The organism is Gordonia otitidis (assembly GCF_020735545.1).
In the GTDB taxonomy this organism is placed as follows: Bacteria; Actinomycetota; Actinomycetes; order Mycobacteriales; family Mycobacteriaceae; genus Gordonia; species Gordonia otitidis.
On the sequence record NZ_CP085974.1, the window covers coordinates 1,820,872 to 1,837,496 of the forward strand.

The window sequence follows — 16,625 nt, forward strand, 5'->3', positions numbered from 1 at the left end:
CCGCGACCCTGGACCCTCACTGGGAGAAGTCTGTGAGCGCGCGGGTGCGTCAGTCGGCGACAAGGCGCGCGAAATGCACGTGTTCCTGACAGATGCGCACAGAACTTCACTCGCAGATGTCAGGAACACGTGTTTCTCACGGTCGGGCCCGTCGCGTCGCCGTGCTTCCCGCCGAACTACCGTCCCGGCAAGAACTTCAGCGACCGAACCGCCAGCGGCGTCACCGCGCGGTAGACGTTCTTCGGCACGCCGGGAGCCTTGTCGATGCCGATGAAGCGCTGCTCGGCGATCGTCTGCGGCTCGGTGTACTTGAGCAATCCCTCTTCGCCGTGTCGTCGGCCGACCCCCGAGATGCCCATGCCGCCCATCGGCGCAGCGGTCGACGCCCACGCGGCGGCGTAGCCCTCGTTGATGTTGACGGTCCCGGCACGCAACTGCTCGGCGATGGCCTGCGCTTCCTCACTGCTCCCGGCGAACACGCTCGCGTTGAGTCCGTAGTCGGTGTCGTTGGCCAGCTTGATCGCCTCGTCGGTGGAGTCGACGGGATAGACGGACACCACCGGCCCGAACGTCTCGTTGCGGAAGCATGTCATCTCGTCGGTGACACCCGACAGCACCGTCGGCTCGAAAAAGAACGGGCCGAGGTCGGCACGACGCTTGCCACCGGCAATCACCGTTGCACCCTTCGCTACGGCGTCGTCGACGTGCGCTTCGGCCGTCTCGACCTGTGCCGCCGAGGCCAGTGATCCCATGTCGACGGTGAAGTCGTAGGTGGCGCCGAGCTTCATGTCGCGCACGAAGGCGCCGAACTTCTCGGTGAACTCGTCGGAGATCGCCTTGTCGACGTAGAGCCGCTCGATCGAGATACACAGCTGTCCGGAGTTCGAATAGCACGCGCGCGCAGCGCCTTCGACGGCGTGGTCGATCTTGGCGTTGGCCGTGACGATCATCGGGTTCTTGCCACCGAGCTCCGCCGAGAAACCGATGAGTCGACGACCCGCCTGCTCGGCGAGCGACGCGCCGGTCTCCGACGAACCGGTGAACATCACGTAATCACAATTGGCCATGATGGCTTGTCCCACAACGCTTCCCGGACCCGGAACCACAGCGAAGAGCGCAGGCGGCAAACCAGCCTCGTACAGCAGTTCAGCCAGGGCGAGGGCACAGTACGGCGTCTGGCTGTCCGGTTTGATCACCACCCCGTTGCCCGCGAGCAGAGCGGCCACCGCATCCGAAACCGCCAGGGTCAGCGGGTAATTCCACGGACTGATGACACCGACGACGCCCTTGGGTTGATACCGCACCCGCACCTTGGTGGCGCCGGGAAGCATGCCCTGGACCTTCCGCTCGGCGAGCATCTTCGGGCCGTGCGTCGCGTAATAGCGCGCCGTCAGTGCGACGTCGATGACCTCTTCCTGCGCATAGGATCGGGCCTTACCGGTCTCGGCCTGCGCGATGTCCATCAACGACGCCGCGTTGGAGTGCACAAGTTCGGAGAACTTCTTGAGCACCTTGGCGCGCTCGTCCGGGGACTGCTTCGCCCACCCCTGCTGCGCGGCCCGCGCTCGCGACACCGCGGTCTCGAGGTCTTCTGCGGTACCGACCGGGATGGTCGCCATCTCGACGCCGCTGAATGCCTCGAGAATGGAGCGGGTGGGGCGTGCAGCCGCGTTGTCGATCGCGACCAAGGCGCCGAGGCGGTCGAAATAGTCGGGAGTTGGCTTGGGCATCGGGGCCTCCTGGTGCGTGAGCGAGTAGTGACGGAAGGATCAGGTCAGGGCGCGACGAGCACGATGCCGTCGTCGTCGGAATACACGGTGTCGCCGGGGGTGAAGGTGACTCCACCGAGCGTCACCGGCACGTCGCGCTCGCCCGCTCCGGACTTGGTGGACTTGCGCGGGTTGGTTCCGAGCGCCTTCACACCGATCTCCATTCCGCCGATGGTCTTGGCGTCGCGGATAGCGCCGTTGGCGATGATCCCGACCCACCCGTTCGAACGCCCGAGCTCCGCGATGATGTCGCCGACCAGCGCGGTGTGTACCGACGCATCACCGTCGATGACGAGCACCCCGCCGGGATTCGCCTCACCGAGGATGGATTTGAGCAGCGCGTTGTCCTGGAAGCACCGGACGGTGGTCACGGTGCCCACGAACTCGCGCACCCCGCCGTACTGGGTGAACTGGGTGTCGCAGCTTCGGACGTCTGCACCGATCTCGTCGACGAGGTCGGCTGTGGGCGTGAAGGTGAGCTCTGCCATGACGTACAGCATAGGTGTGACGCACAGTCATGGGTACCTGCGGTTACCGGCGGGTAGCGAAAACAACCCTTACCCACACCGGCACGGGCGGACGGCTACCTCGTCGCTGTTACCTCGTCGTTGATCCGATGCGGCGACCCGGTGTCAACGGCCCTGGTCGCCGTCTGGGTTCAGCAGACCCGCGACGTCGACGGCGCGCCGTGCGGGTTCGCTGATCTCGAAGTACTCGGCGCGCGGTACGTGATGCACCGAGGCAACCAGCGACGCGGGCATCGACTCGATCCGCGTGTTCAGCGCACGCACGTTGCCGTTGTAGAGCCGACGCGCCGCAGCGATCCGGTCCTCCGTGTCCTCGAGTTCTCGGCGCAGTGCGTCGTAGCCACGAACCGCCTGGAGTTGCGGATACTGCTCGGTCAACGCCTGCAGTCGCGACAGCGCGGCCGACAACAGATTCTCGGCGGACGCGATCGCGGCGACGTCGGCGTCCTGACCGAGATTCAACGCCGCGGCGCGCGCACTCGTGACCGATTCGAGAGTCGTCTGTTCGAAAGCAGCCGACGCAGACACGGTCGCTACCAGGTTCGGCACCAGGTCGTGCCGCCGCTGCAGTTCCACATCGACCTGTCGCCACGACTCGTCGACCAGATTACGCAGGCGCACAAAGCTGTTGAAAGACGAGAAATACCAGGTGATCATGACGAGCACCGCCACGACGACCACCACGATGATGACCCACGTACTCACTGCCACGCCCCTTCGTTCTGGCCTCGATCAATCCACAGGTAGCGCGGAATACCGTCGGCGATGATGCGCATCACCTCGAATACCGCGGTGATTGCCTCCGGTCTGCTGGCCATCGTCGAGGTCGCGACAAGCTCACTGCCCGCGATCTCGATCTTGGTCACCAGCAGCGCACCACGCGCCTTGCGCAACGACATCAAGGCGTCGATCGTCCTGGGCGTGAACACCGCATGCGCGAAGCCGGGGTCGGTCGAGTGGACGAAGAACCTGCTGTTGAAATCCTCGGACTCGAACTCGACGCGTTTCCCGGTCGACAGGTCCATGGTGGTTCCGAGGGTCAACCGCGGAAGAGCCGTCGGTAGCCGCAGCACGAACACGCTGCGCTGATGCGTCGTGATCTGCACTCGATTGTTGTTGATCCAGGTGTATCGAAAGAAGGTGGCCGGATGGGTGCCCACCATTCCGCTCATCCCGTCGCGGACACGCTTGGCACGTGCGCGTCCCGTCGAGAAGGGCGGGAAATCCCATGTCGGAACCGGCCAATTCGTTTCCGGAAAGTACGCGAATCCGTTGGCCTGCGCCCATTCACGCGCCCATCGACGTTGCGACAGCTTGGCGATCACCCCGGCAGGCAGGAATGCGAGAAAGGGCGTGCCGAGTAGGAGTATCCACGCCACTGGCTTTCCATGGCCCATCCACCACCAGACGTGAAAAGCGACCAATCCGACAAACGTGACCGCTGTGATCAGCGAGGTGAACCAGGATCTCGACCAGAACGGTCCCGCCGATGTCATGCGGATACCCTAGCGATCGAACTCTTCGACCACCGGAGAGCCGTCAGTCAGGTGAATGTCTCGGCGTCGCTTCGCGCTCCGCAGCACCGAGATCGTCGATCACGTCGGCGATCTCGTCCGGTATCTCCAGCACCACGAAGTGGCTTGCAGCCACCGGCACCAGTCGACCGCCGAGCATGCGGGCATAGCGTGACTGTTTCCACAACCAGAAACTGCGCCACGGCTTCGGCCCCGACAATGCGGCGACGACGACATCCGGAACGTCGGGCATCGGACTGTGTTTACGCATTCGACGCAGCGAGGCGTTGAGCGTCGGGAACGCCGCGTTCTCGACCATCGTGGCCAACAGCATCGGCCAACCGCCGAAAAACCGTCCAGCCCAGTAATGTTCGTGGTCGTAGAAGCCCTCCGGCGGCGTCGGGAGCACCACGGTGCGCATACGTGAGAATCCGCGCCGCGGGAGTCGGAGACGCTTGGTGATCGCACGACCCGCACCGACAGCCCTGTGCGCGTTGTCGATTCGCGCGCCGAGCGGCAGGAACCGCCAAGGTAAGAGCACATACGACCCGTCGAGCATTGCGATACCTGCGGTGCGTGCCGGGTGTAGACGCGCAAAGGCCTCCACATAGAGGGTGGCAACCGAATGTCCGACGACGGTGACCGGCTCGACGACGCCGAGTTCGTCGAGCACCCCGACCATCCACGACACCTCGAGCCGGAGCGTCAGGACGCGACCTCGAGGAAGCGGCTCCGACAGGCCGTATCCCGGCCGGTCGAAGCGGATCACCCGCCAGCCGCGTTCGACGAGTCGGACCGCGAGATGATCGAGATCGAACCAGTTGCTGCCCATCGCCGCCATCAACAGCAGCGGTGTGCCCGACCCTTCGTCGACGACGTGGACGCGCTGGCCCTCGACGTTCACGAACCGCCCTGGTGGCGGCCGATCAACCTCACCCTGACCGCCCTGCACAGCTAGTTCTCCTGCGGCTTGGCCAGCGGGAAGGCCAACGATTCGCGAATCGACTGTCCGGTGATCAGCATGACCACGCGGTCGACCCCGACACCGAGTCCGCCCGTCGGCGGCATCGCGTACTCGAGCGCCTGCAGAAAGTCCTCGTCGAGCTCCATGGCCTCCGGATCTCCGTCAGCGGCCAGGATCGACTGCGCGGTAAGCCTTTTACGTTGCTCGACGGGATCGGTCAGCTCGGTGTAGGCGGTGCCCAGCTCGACGCCCCATGCGACGAGGTCCCAGCGCTCGGCAACCCCTCGTTCACTCCGATGCGTGCGCGTCAACGGCGACACCGACGTCGGGAAATCCTTGTAGAACGTGGGAAACGTGGTGCGATCCTCGCCAAGATGCTCGTAGAGTTCCTGCACAATGGCACCAGCGTCCCAATCGGGGCGGATGGCGATGCCGAGCCGGTGGCAGACGTCCCGTAGCTGATCCACCGTGGTCTCGGGGGTGATCTGCTCCCCTGCACCTTCGGACACCACCCCGTACACGGTTTTCACCGGCCAGCGTCCTGAGATGTCGATCCGCTGCTCGGTGCCGTCCTCGTCGTAGCGGATGATGACCGGTTCGCCGTATGCGGCGGTGGCGGCGTACTGGATCATCTCGCGCGTGAGGTCGAGCATCTTCAGGTAATCACTGTGCGCCTCATAGGCTTCGAGGCTCGTGAACTCCGGGTTGTGACTGAAGTCGACTCCCTCGTTGCGGAAGTTCCGTCCGATCTCGAAGACCTTCTCCATCCCGCCGACGCACAGCCTCTTGAGGTACAGCTCGGGCGCGATACGCAGATAGAGGTCCAGGTTGTAGGCGTTGATGTGCGTGGTGAACGGAGTCGCATTCGCGCCACCGTGGATGCGTTGGAGGATCGGCGTCTCCACCTCGAGATAACCGCGTGCGGAGAGGAAGTCGCGCAGCGCCTTGACGACGACGCTGCGCGTCGCCAGCAGCTCGCGCGACCGCGGGTTGATTGCGAGGTCGACATATCGTTGCCGCACACGGGCTTCCGGATCGGTCAGGCCCGCCCATTTGTCCGGCAGCGGGCGCAACGACTTGCCGATCATCGCCCATCGGTCAACCAGCACGGACAGCTCGCCCGTGCGGCTGGTGCCCATCTCGCCGTGCACCTCCACGAGGTCACCGAGGTCGACGTCTGCGGCGAAGTCCCGTGATCCGGCGTCGAGCCGGGAGGTCTCGACGAGGATCTGTACCTGTCCCGACCAGTCGTGGATATCCGCGAACACGACCTTGCCGAAGTCACGTAGACGAGTGATGCGTCCCGCCACCGACACCGGCGTCCCCGCAGCCACCTCGAGGGCCTGCGCGATGGTGTGTGACGGCGGGTCTGCGGGCGGGTACGGATCGACGCCCTCGTCGATCATGGTGTCCAGCTTGGCAAGTCGCACCCTGACCTGCTCGGGGCGATGCGCGGCGACGGAGTTCTGCGCCGCCGCCTCGGCGTCGAGCTCTGCGATCAGTGCGTCGACGTCGATTCCCGCGGGTACCGACGACTGCCCTGCTGCGTACTGTTCCTTCCGGCCGATCCGTGGAAGCCTGACGAACCCCTCCGTGACGACGGCTGCGAGTCCGGCCCGGGCGATCATGCGGTTGTCCTCGAAGCACAGGAACCTGGGCTGCCAGTCGGGTAGGTACTTGGCGTTGGACCGGTACAACGACTCCATCTGAAAGAACTTGGAGCCGAACATCAACACCGCGTAGCTGGCACGCATGACCGGCCCGGCTCCGATCTCCTGTCCCTTCTCGAACACCGCGCGGAAGGTCGCGAAGTTCAGGGAGATCTCGGTGATGCCGAAGTTCTCGGAGTCGCGGCAGAGGTCGGTCACCATGGTCTCGACCACGCCGTTGATCCCGCTGCGGTCGCGGCGCATCAGGTCCAGCGAGACACCGCGTCGGCCCCAGGGCACGAACGACAGCATCCCGACGACCTTCTCGTCTGGTCCGCCCTCGTCGAGCACCGCCTCGACCAGCAGGCAATCACCGTCGGCGGGATCACCCAGCCGCGACAACGCCATCGCGAAGCCACGCTCCTCCTCGGTGTCGCGCCACGCGTCGGCCCGTGCGATCACCTGTGCCATCTCGGCGGGCGGGATGTCGGCGTGTCTGCGGATTCGCGTGGTCACGCCGGCACGACGGGTGCGGGTCACCGCCTGCCGTACGCTCTTCATCGTCGGGCCGCTCAGTGTGAACTGGCGTGTGTGCAGGATCGCTTCGTCGCCGATGTTGAGCGACGTGAAGCCCGCAGCCTCGAAGGCCGCCGCCCCACGCTCACTCGACCCCATCGCCGCCGGATGCCACCCGTAGCGCTCGCACAGCACCAGGAACTCGGCTATCGCGTCCGGCCACGAGTCGGGGTCGCCGATCGGGTCGCCACCTGCGAGACCGACCCCGAGTTCGACGCGGTAGGTGATCGCGGCTCGGCCATCACGAGAGAACACCACCGCTTTGTCGCGGCGCGTCGAGAAGTACGCCAACGAATCGTCGTCGTTGAATCGTGCGATCAGTGCGCGGATCAGGCGCTCGTCCGTGGCCGTCATCAACGACTTCAGGCGTTGCGAGCGGAACAGAACAGACGCCGCGACGATGAGCGCGAGCGCGCCGAACAGTCCGAGCGCGCCGTTGACCGGCGGATACGTGTGGTGGCCGTCGAAGGTTCGCTGGTCGATTGCCGCGAACGCGACCACCCGGTTGAACGCGTAGGGCAGCCGCTCGGATCGCTCCAGGCTTCCGGGGAACAGCCAGACGAGTGCGAACCCGACCGCCGTCGCTATCGCCAATCCGACCACCAGAACCACGAGAGCGCGCAGTAGGGCCGCGCGCCGAACCCGTGTGTAGAACTGCCGGTAGGTCACGAGCAGGAAGACCAGCGCGATCAGGTCGATCCCCAGGCCGATCACGATGTTCATGCGCTCGGTGTCGTCGACGTCGAAGTCGTCAGCGACCGGCTGCCACAGCAACAACGCGTTTCCCGCCATGAACAGCAGCAGGTAGATCACGCAGATCCACCATGCGATGCGTTTACGTGCTGTCAGCGCGATGGCGACCAGGGCGAGGACGAACGACCACGCGAAGCTGGTGTCCGGCATCGAGATGATGAAGTCGTCGACATAGTCGCGCGGCACGTGGATCCAGTGACGGAAGAACGGGAAGATGCTCGACAGCAGCGCGATCGTCGCCATGATGCCGACCACGAGTCCGGCGATCCGTGGTGCGTGGCTACCGAACCCGCGCGGGTGCCGGATTCGCTCGAGGAGGTCGGCCGACCTCCGGTCCGCATCTGCCCGCTCCACCCGCTGCGCTGCGGTGTCGGGGTGCGTCGGAGCGCTTCGGGGTGTCTGGGATGGGGTCTCGACCGCCATGGATCAAAGGTAGATCACCGGAGGTTCGACGGTGCGTGGAGTCCGGCCGCCACGCAGTATCTTCGACGCATGGACGACGCATTCGATGTCCCGGTGCGCGGCGACGGGATCAGACTCGGCCAGTTCTTGAAGCTGGCCAACCTGATCGAGTCCGGCGCCGAGGCCAAGGAAGTGATCGCCGACGGCATGGTCACGGTCAACGGGGATGTCGAGACGCGTCGCGGCAGACAACTGGCCGTCGGCGATGTGATCTCGCTGGGCGGCACGTCGGCGCGGGTCACCCTCGGGTGACGAGCCGTCGAGCCAGGGAGATCAGGCGGTCAATCGCTTGAGTTCCGCGGGCGTGATGAGGCGCTCGGCCTCGGCGGGGAACCGATGCGCCACGCGGTGACGGCCGAACCGGCCGCCGGTGATGGCACTCAGCATCGAGTGTCGACGGGGTGTCTGGAACGTTGCTGCCAGCTTCATGACGATACGTTTCCTGCGTCAGAACGGATTCAATCTTTACTATCTTGTATTGCCGAGTTCCTCGGCGCAACTCACCCTTACGTATCGATCGTCACACACGGTTCGTTACCAATCAGCGACCGACGCGCTGCTCAGCCCAACCCGGCGAGGAATTGATGCGCCCACGCCACAGCTGTCACTCCCGGTTTGACCTGGAAGCTCCCGTAGTCGCCGTGTGAGCCCGACTGTAGGAATCGGTTGAACTCGATGATCTGCTGTCGCGCTCTGGCGTTGCTGAGCTCCATGACGACGTTGCCCGGCCCGCCCCTGGTCAGCATTTCGTTGACGATCGCACCCGCTTCAGCCTGGTACTGCCCGACCTGGCTCGGCGTGGGATCGCTGGTCTCCGCGAGATATCCGATCACGCGTGTCACGTAGTACTCGCGAGGCACGTTGCAGTAGAGGTCCTTGGGCGCACAGATGGTGAATGCGCGAGGAAGCACATATCCCATGCCGTCCAGTCGCGGCCCACCACTGCCCTGACCCGCCAGCGGCGGACCCACCAGATTGTCCTTCGATGACCGCCGTGGGTCGGCGATCAGCACCACGCCCGCGACCTGCTGCGGACGGATCTTCTCCCTACCGGTGCCGATCTCGGACGCAACGTCGCCCGCGGCGTCGGCGCCCTGGCTGTAGCCGGTGAGCGCGATCTTGGTGCCTGGGCAGCGCTTGAGCATCGTCGACGCAAGACCCTTGGTGTTCGCGACGGCCTGGGCTTTCGACTTCCCGTACACGGTGCTCTCCCACGGGAACGCCGTGGCGTCGTAGCCGACGTAGGAGACCTTGACGTCCGGCCCGAGTCCCGACGTCACGGCACCGAGAAGCCCCGGCCCCTCCGACCATGTGCCCGGGATCGCGAGCACGTACACCTTGGGGCACGCTCCCGGCGCCGCCGATGCCGACGGCGCTGCCGCGACACCGATCCCGCACGCGGCCAGCACTGCCGCCACCGTCATTCCGAAAAGCCTGCGCACGGACCCACCCTCCACGACCGTTCGCGACGAACCCGCCGCCTACCGACCCAGTGAGTGTAGGCAGGCCTCGACCCATCCGTCAGCGTCACTTCACCGAACTCTTAGAGAACGTTCGTCACGGCAGCTGAGCTGCCCCACACATGAGCAGCCGCGCTGTCCAGCACATGAGCAGCAGCGCTGTCCAACACATGAGGAGACCACGGTGGTCGACGTCTCACGCACCTTCACCGTCCGACAACCACGAGAGGTGATCGTCGCCTACCTGCGCGACTTCGCCCACGCCGAGCAGTGGGACCCGGGGACCGTCGAGTGCACGCAGGAAGACGACGGACCCATCGCACTCGGCACCCGCTGGCACAACAAGTCCAAGCTGTACGGGATCTCGACCGAACTCACCTACGAGCTCACCCGCGACGATCCCGACCACATCGTGTTCTCCGGGTCGAACAAGACTGCAACGACGTCCGACGACCTTTCGTTCACCGATCGAGGCGATGGAACGACGAGCGTCACCTACCGTGCGCTGGTCGAGTTCCACCGCTTCAAGCTCATCGGTGACCCACTGTTCGGCTTCATCTTCGGCAAGCTCGCCGACTCGGTCCCTGAGAAGATGACGAGCGTCCTCGAGAAGCTCTGAGCCCACGGCCAGCGAACAAGCCCCGCCCGCCGGTCGAATGTGTACCGGTGAGCGGGGCTTGTGGAGCTGATTGTGCCGATGGTCGGCTCAGCGTTGCGCGACCTGCGTGGGCACGATCGGGGCAGGCAGATCCGACGCTCCCGCGAGGTAGCGGTCGGCGGCCGCAGCAGCAGAGCGGCCCTCGGCAATCGCCCACACGATCAGCGACTGACCGCGACCGGCATCGCCCGCGACGAACACGCCCTCCTGGCCGACGGCCGCGAAGTCGTTGTCGCGCTTGATGTTGCCGCGCTGGTCGTACTCGACGCCGAGCTTGTCGAGCAGATCGGCGCGCTCGGGGCCGACGAAGCCCATCGCGAGCAGCACCAGGTCACACTCGAGGTCGAAGTCGCTGCCCTCGACCTTCTCGAATCGACCGTCGCGCATGACGACCTCGTGCGCCTTGAGCGCGGTGACCTTGCCGTTCTCGCCGACGAACTGCTCGGTGTTGACCGAGAAGACACGCTCGCCGCCCTCTTCGTGGGCCGACGAGACCCGGTACATCAGCGGGTACGTCGGCCACGGGGTCGACTCCGCACGCTCGGTCGGTGGCTTCGGCATGATCTCGAACTGATGCACGATCTCCGCGCCCTGACGCAGTGAGGTGCCCAGGCAGTCGGCGCCGGTGTCGCCGCCACCGATGATGACGACCTTCTTGCCGCGAGCAGTGATCTGGTTGTCGACGGTGTCGCCGAGCTGGACACGGTTGGCCTGCGGCAGGAACTCCATCGCCTGGTGGACGCCGTCGAGTTCGCGACCGGGAATCGGGAGATCGCGACCGATGGTCGAACCCATGGCGAGGACAACAGCGTCGAAGTCCGCACGCAGCTGAGCGACGGAGATGTCGACGCCGACGTTCACGCCGGTCCTGAAGACGGTTCCTTCGGCCTTCATCTGCTCGAGACGACGGTCGATGTGGCGCTTCTCCATCTTGAACTCGGGGATGCCGTAGCGCAGCAGGCCACCGATGCGATCGTTGCGCTCGTAGACGTACACCGTGTGACCGGCACGTGTCAGCTGTTGCGCCGCAGCGAGTCCCGCAGGCCCCGATCCGACGACCGCGACCGACTTGCCGGTCCGCTCGCTCGGCAGAACCGGCTGGACCCAGCCGCTGTCGAAGGCGTTGTCGATCAGCTCCACCTCGACCTGCTTGATGGTCACCGCAGGCTGGTTGATGCCGAGGACGCACGACGCCTCGCACGGCGCAGGGCACAGACGACCGGTGAACTCCGGGAAGTTGTTGGTCGCGTGCAGGCGTTCGATGCCCTCTTTCCACTGATCCCGGTAGACCAGGTCGTTCCACTCAGGGATCAAGTTACCCAGTGGACAACCGTTGTGGCAGAACGGGATACCGCAGTCCATGCAGCGGCTCGCCTGTGTCTGCAGATCCGCTTTGTCAAAGTCTGTGTAGACCTCTTTCCAGTCGAGCAGCCGCAGGTCGACGGGACGCCGCTCGGGCAGTTCGCGCTCGGTGTGCTTGAGGAATCCTCTGGGGTCAGCCACGTGCGGCCTCCATGATCGCTTCGTTCACGTCTCGTCCGGTCTTCTCCGCGGTGTCGATCGCGGCCAGCACGCGCTTGAAGTCGCGCGGCATGACCTTGGCGAAAGCCCGCTGGGTGTTCGCCCAGTCGTCGAGGATCGCGGCGGCGACCGGAGATGCGGTCTCGCCCCGGTGCTCGCCGATGATGCCGGACAGGAACTCGATGTCGTCGTCGTCGAGCGGCTCGAGGTCGACGAGTTCCGGGTTCAGGTTGCTCGGCAGATTGTTCTCCGGGTCGTACACGTAGGCGATACCGCCCGACATGCCGGCCGCGAAGTTACGCCCGGTCTCGCCGAGGACCACCACTCGTCCGCCGGTCATGTACTCACAACCGTGGTCGCCCACGCCTTCCACCACCGCGGTGGCGCCGGAGTTACGGACGCAGAAACGCTCACCTACGACGCCTCGCAGGAAGATCTTTCCCTTGGTCGCGCCGAAGCCGATCACGTTGCCCGCGATGATGTTGTCCTCTGCGACGAACCCGTCGGCGGCATTCGACGGCGGCCGCACCACGATGCGCCCGCCCGAGAGTCCCTTACCGACGAAGTCGTTGGCGTCGCCCTCGAGACGCAGCGTGATGCCCTTGGGTACGAATGCACCGAAGCTGTTGCCCGCCGACCCGGTGAAGTCGATGATGATCGTCCCCTCGGGAAGCCCCTGTGCACCACGGGTCTTGGTGACCTCGTGGCCCAGCATCGTGCCGACGGTGCGGTTCACGTTGGTGATCTTCGACGTGAACGACACCCTGGTGCCGTGGTCGATGGCCTCACGGCTCTGCGCGATGAGTTGCTGGTCGAGCGCCTTCCCAAGTCCGTGATCCTGCACGCCGGAGCAGTAGAGGTCCTGGTTCATGAACGGCGACTCAGGCGTCGACAGGATCGGCGACAGGTCGAGCTTGCCCGCTTTCGACGACTTCCAGTGGGCCAATGCCTTGGTGGTGTCGAGTGCATCGACGTGTCCGACGGCCTCCTGCAGGGTGCGGAAGCCCAGCCGTGCCAGGAGTTCGCGTACCTCCTCGGCGATGAACATGAAGAAGTTCTCGACGAATTCCGGCTTGCCGGTGAAACGCTCACGCAGCAAAGGATTCTGCGTGGCGACGCCCACGGGGCAGGTGTCGAGATGACAGACGCGCATCATCACACAGCCCGACACGACCAGGGGCGCGGTGGCGAAACCGAACTCCTCGGCACCGAGGAGCGCACCGATCACCACATCGCGGCCGGTCTTGAGCTGGCCGTCGACCTGGACAGAGATGCGGTCGCGAAGTCCGTTGAGCAGCAGCGTCTGCTGCGTCTCGGCCAACCCGATCTCCCACGGCGCACCTGCGTGCTTCAGCGACGTGAGCGGCGATGCACCGGTACCACCGTCGTGTCCGGAGATCAGCACGACATCGGCGTGTGCCTTCGACACACCCGCGGCAACCGTGCCCACACCGAGTTCGCTGACGAGCTTGACGTGTATGCGCGCCTGCGGATTGGCGTTCTTCAGGTCGTGGATCAGCTGCGCGAGATCCTCGATCGAATAGATGTCGTGGTGCGGCGGCGGCGAGATGAGGCCGACGCCGGGCGTCGAACCACGCACCTCGGCCACCCACGGGTAGACCTTGTGCGGCGGAAGCTGGCCGCCCTCACCGGGTTTGGCACCCTGCGCCATCTTGATCTGGATGTCGGTGCAGTTGCTCAGGTAGTGCGAGGTGACGCCGAAGCGTCCCGACGCGACCTGCTTGATCGCGCTCCGTCGCCAGTCACCGTTCTCGTCGTGATGGAAACGACGCGGATCCTCGCCGCCCTCACCGGAATTCGAGCGTCCGCCGAGGCGGTTCATGGCGATGGCCAGTGTTTCGTGCGCCTCGGCCGAGATCGAGCCGAAACTCATCGCACCGGTCGAGAAGCGCTTGACGATCTCGCTCGCGGGCTCGACCTTGTCGATCGGAATCGGGTCGCGGTCGCCGAAGTTGAAGTCGAACAGCCCACGCAGAGTTGCCATTCGGGCCGACTGGTCGTCGACCATCTTGGTGTACTCCTTGAACACCTTGTATTGCCCGGTGCGCGTGGAGTGCTGGAGCTTGAAGACCGTGTCGGGGTTGAACAGGTGGTACTCACCCTCGCGACGCCACTGGTATTCGCCACCCACCGGCAGCTCACGATGTGCGCGTTCCGAGGGACGCTCGTTGAACGCCAACGCATGTCGGGCGGCCACATCCGCCGCGATCTCGTCGAGCCCGACACCGCCGAGCTGGCTGTTCATACCGCTGAAGTATTCGTCGACGCACGCCTGGTCGAGGCCGATGACCTGGAAGAGCTGTGCGCCGGTGTACGAGGCGACGGTGGAGATGCCCATCTTGCTCATCACCTTGAGCACACCCTTGCCGGCGGCCTTGATGTAATTCTTGCGCGCGGTCTCGAAGTCGATGTCGCCGAGCATGCCGCGCTCGACCATGTCCTCGATCGACTCGAAGGCCATGTACGGATTGACGGCTGCGGCACCGAATCCCACCAGCGTGGCCACATGGTGTACCTCGCGGCAATCGCCCGACTCGATGATCAGGCCGACGCGCGTGCGCTTGCGCTCACGGACGAGGTGATGGTGCACCGCCGCGGTCAGGAGCAACGACGGAATCGGCGCAAGGGTCTCGTCGGATTCACGGTCGCTGAGCACGACGAGCGACACGCCGTCGTCGATGGCAGCACTGACCTTGGCGCGGATCTCGTCGAGCGCCTTGCGTAGGCCGGCACCACCGTCGGCGACCGGATAGAGGCCGTGGATCTGGATGCTGCGGAAGTCCGGCAGCGACTCGTCGTCGTTGATCCGTACGAGCTTGGCCAGCGTGTCGTTGTCGAGCACCGGTGAGGAGAGCGCGATCTGGCGGCACGATTCCGGTCCGGGGTGCAGCAGGTCGGCCTCGGAGCCGATGGTTCCGCCGATGCTGGTGACGATCTCCTCGCGGATCGCGTCGAGCGGCGGGTTGGTCACCTGCGCGAAGAGCTGCTGGAAGTAGTCGAACAGCATGCGCGGCCGGGCCGACAACACGGCGATCGGCGTATCGGTGCCCATCGAGCCGATCGCTTCCGCGCCGGTCTTCGCCATCGGCGCCACCAGGAGGTTGAGCTCCTCGGTGGTGTAACCGAAGACCAGCTGGCGCAACGTGACCCGGTGATGGGACATGTGCTCGTGCGGCAGCGCCTTGACCTTGTCGATGTGGACGAGACCCTTCTCGAGCCACTCCGCATACGGGTGCTCGGCGGCGAGTTCGTCCTTGATCTCCTCGTCGTCGACGATGCGGCCCGCCGCGGTGTCGACGAGGAACATGCGGCCCGGCTGCAGCCGCATCTTCTGGACCACGTCGGCCTGGTCGATGTCGAGGACACCGACCTCCGACGCCATCACGACGAGGCCGTCCTTGGTGACCCAGATGCGGCTGGGACGCAGGCCGTTTCGGTCGAGCACCGCACCCACGACGGTGCCATCGGTGAAGCACACCGACGCCGGTCCGTCCCACGGCTCCATGAGCGCCGCGTGATACTCGTAGAACGCACGGTGCTCGGGTTTCATTGCTTCCTGACGTTCCCAGGCCTCCGGGATCATCATCAGCACGGCGTGCGGCAGGCTGCGGCCGCCGAGGTGCAGCATCTCGAGTACTTCGTCGAAGCGTGCGGTATCCGACGCGCCCGGCGTGCACACCGGGAAGATCTTCTGCGCCGCCCCGTCGCCGAACAGCGACGTGTCGATCAGTGCCTCACGGGCGCGCATCCAGTTCTCGTTGCCGGTGACGGTGTTGATCTCGCCGTTGTGCGCGACGCGGCGGAACGGGTGTGCCAGCGGCCACGACGGGAAGGTGTTGGTCGAGAAACGCGAGTGCACGAGGCCAAGAGCGCTCTCCACACGGGAGTCCTGCAAGTCGAGGTAGAACTCGCGCAGCTGCGGGGTGGTCAGCATGCCCTTGTAGACGAATGTGGTGCCCGACAGGCTCGGGAAGTAGACGGTCTCGCGGCCGGGGCCGTCGGCGCCCGCACCCTTGTTGCCGAGTTCGTGCTGCACACGCTTGCGCACGACGAACGCCTTGCGCTCGAGTTCCATGCCCGACGCGCCACCGAGGAACACCTGACGGAAGGTCGGCATCGCGTCGCGCGCGAGCGCTCCGAGGCCGTTCTCGTTGGTCGGCACCTCGCGCCACCCGAGCACGGACAGACCCTCGGACTCGATGATCTTCTCGACGCCCTCGGCTGCGGTCGCCGCATCGTGCGAACCCTGCGGCAGGAAGGCGATACCCGTCGCGTAGCTACCCTCCTCGGGTAGCTCGAAGTCGACGACCTCGCGCAGGAAGCGGTCGGGAACCTGGATCATGATGCCCGCACCGTCGCCGGTGTTCGGCTCGGCACCCGCGGCACCGCGATGCTCGAGGTTGATCAGCGCGGTGATGGCCTTGTCGACGATGTCGCGGCTGCGCCGACCGTGCATGTCGACGACAAACGCGACACCGCACGAATCGTGCTCGTTGGCCGGGTCATAGAGCCCGACGGGGCCCGGAGCGTGCTTCATGTATTCGCCTCACTAGGTGCGCGACATTGCGCAGAGCTGTCACCCGTATTCGTCGTGGACAGCAGCTCGCCCGAACCAACAGAATCGACCCTCATCGTGGGCTGACCTGGGCTGATCCTGTGATCGCTCGGCGGCTGCCTCGTGCCAGCGCCGTTGCTGGCGGGGGTGCGCCGACCCTGCGATCGCGCTGACACCCCACTGCTTCATGAGCATT

Annotated in this window: 12 protein-coding genes; 2 read left to right on the plus strand and 10 right to left on the minus strand. The window is 65.3% G+C overall.

The genetic code is table 11. The features are described 5' to 3' along the window. Nucleotides 1–176: 176 nt before the first annotated feature. The 6 genes from LK459_RS08290 to lysX all read right to left on the minus strand — a co-directional run bounded on the left by LK459_RS08290 (nucleotide 177) and on the right by lysX (nucleotide 8,175). Entirely contained in the window at nucleotides 177–1,730 is a 1,554-nt protein-coding gene (locus LK459_RS08290; protein WP_227922704.1) for a succinic semialdehyde dehydrogenase, read from the minus strand. A gap of 44 nt (nucleotides 1,731–1,774) precedes the next feature. After that, nucleotides 1,775–2,269 (minus strand): ribonuclease E activity regulator RraA, encoded by a 495-nt coding sequence (rraA, locus tag LK459_RS08295; RefSeq protein ID WP_227922705.1) that lies wholly within the window; start codon nucleotides 2,267–2,269, stop codon nucleotides 1,775–1,777. A 132-nt stretch (nucleotides 2,270–2,401) separates the two neighbouring features. After that, complete coding sequence (locus LK459_RS08300) at nucleotides 2,402–2,953, minus strand: LemA family protein (protein WP_407648788.1); 552 nt, start codon at nucleotides 2,951–2,953, stop codon at nucleotides 2,402–2,404. 44 nt (nucleotides 2,954–2,997) lie between these two features. Then, a complete protein-coding gene (locus LK459_RS08305) occupies nucleotides 2,998–3,792 on the minus strand; it encodes a DUF3137 domain-containing protein (protein ID WP_007240081.1) in 795 nt (264 codons plus the stop codon). A gap of 43 nt (nucleotides 3,793–3,835) precedes the next feature. Then, nucleotides 3,836–4,762 (minus strand): alpha/beta fold hydrolase, encoded by a 927-nt coding sequence (locus LK459_RS08310; protein ID WP_227922709.1) that lies wholly within the window; start codon nucleotides 4,760–4,762, stop codon nucleotides 3,836–3,838. A 2-nt stretch (nucleotides 4,763–4,764) separates the two neighbouring features. Further along, on the minus strand, nucleotides 4,765–8,175 hold the full coding sequence (gene lysX / locus LK459_RS08315; RefSeq protein WP_227922711.1) for a bifunctional lysylphosphatidylglycerol synthetase/lysine--tRNA ligase LysX: 3,411 nt from the start codon (nucleotides 8,173–8,175) through the stop codon (nucleotides 4,765–4,767). Between the two features lie 69 nt (nucleotides 8,176–8,244). Between lysX and LK459_RS08320 the strand changes: the two genes are divergently transcribed. Then, a complete protein-coding gene (locus LK459_RS08320; protein WP_227922713.1) occupies nucleotides 8,245–8,466 on the plus strand; it encodes an RNA-binding S4 domain-containing protein in 222 nt (73 codons plus the stop codon). A 21-nt stretch (nucleotides 8,467–8,487) separates the two neighbouring features. Here the strand turns inward: LK459_RS08320 and LK459_RS08325 are convergent, their stop codons facing one another. Both LK459_RS08325 and LK459_RS08330 read right to left on the minus strand, forming a co-directional pair. Beyond that, entirely contained in the window at nucleotides 8,488–8,643 is a 156-nt protein-coding gene (locus LK459_RS08325) for a hypothetical protein (RefSeq protein ID WP_007240077.1), read from the minus strand. Nucleotides 8,644–8,774: 131 nt separating this feature from the next. Then, nucleotides 8,775–9,638, minus strand: a complete 864-nt coding sequence (locus LK459_RS08330) for a cutinase family protein (RefSeq protein ID WP_227922715.1) — start codon at nucleotides 9,636–9,638, stop codon at nucleotides 8,775–8,777. Nucleotides 9,639–9,858: 220 nt separating this feature from the next. Between LK459_RS08330 and LK459_RS08335 the strand changes: the two genes are divergently transcribed. Then, nucleotides 9,859–10,293: an SRPBCC family protein gene (locus tag LK459_RS08335; RefSeq protein WP_227922716.1), complete on the plus strand. Its 435-nt coding sequence runs from the start codon at nucleotides 9,859–9,861 to the stop codon at nucleotides 10,291–10,293. An 87-nt stretch (nucleotides 10,294–10,380) separates the two neighbouring features. Here the strand turns inward: LK459_RS08335 and LK459_RS08340 are convergent, their stop codons facing one another. Together LK459_RS08340 and gltB are read right to left on the minus strand one after the other, a co-directional pair. Then, complete coding sequence (locus LK459_RS08340) at nucleotides 10,381–11,835, minus strand: glutamate synthase subunit beta (RefSeq protein ID WP_227922718.1); 1,455 nt, start codon at nucleotides 11,833–11,835, stop codon at nucleotides 10,381–10,383. After that, on the minus strand, nucleotides 11,828–16,411 hold the full coding sequence (gene gltB / locus LK459_RS08345) for a glutamate synthase large subunit (RefSeq protein ID WP_227922720.1): 4,584 nt from the start codon (nucleotides 16,409–16,411) through the stop codon (nucleotides 11,828–11,830). The genes LK459_RS08340 and gltB overlap by 8 nt, the downstream gene beginning before the upstream one ends. Between the last annotated feature and the right edge of the window lie 214 nt (nucleotides 16,412–16,625).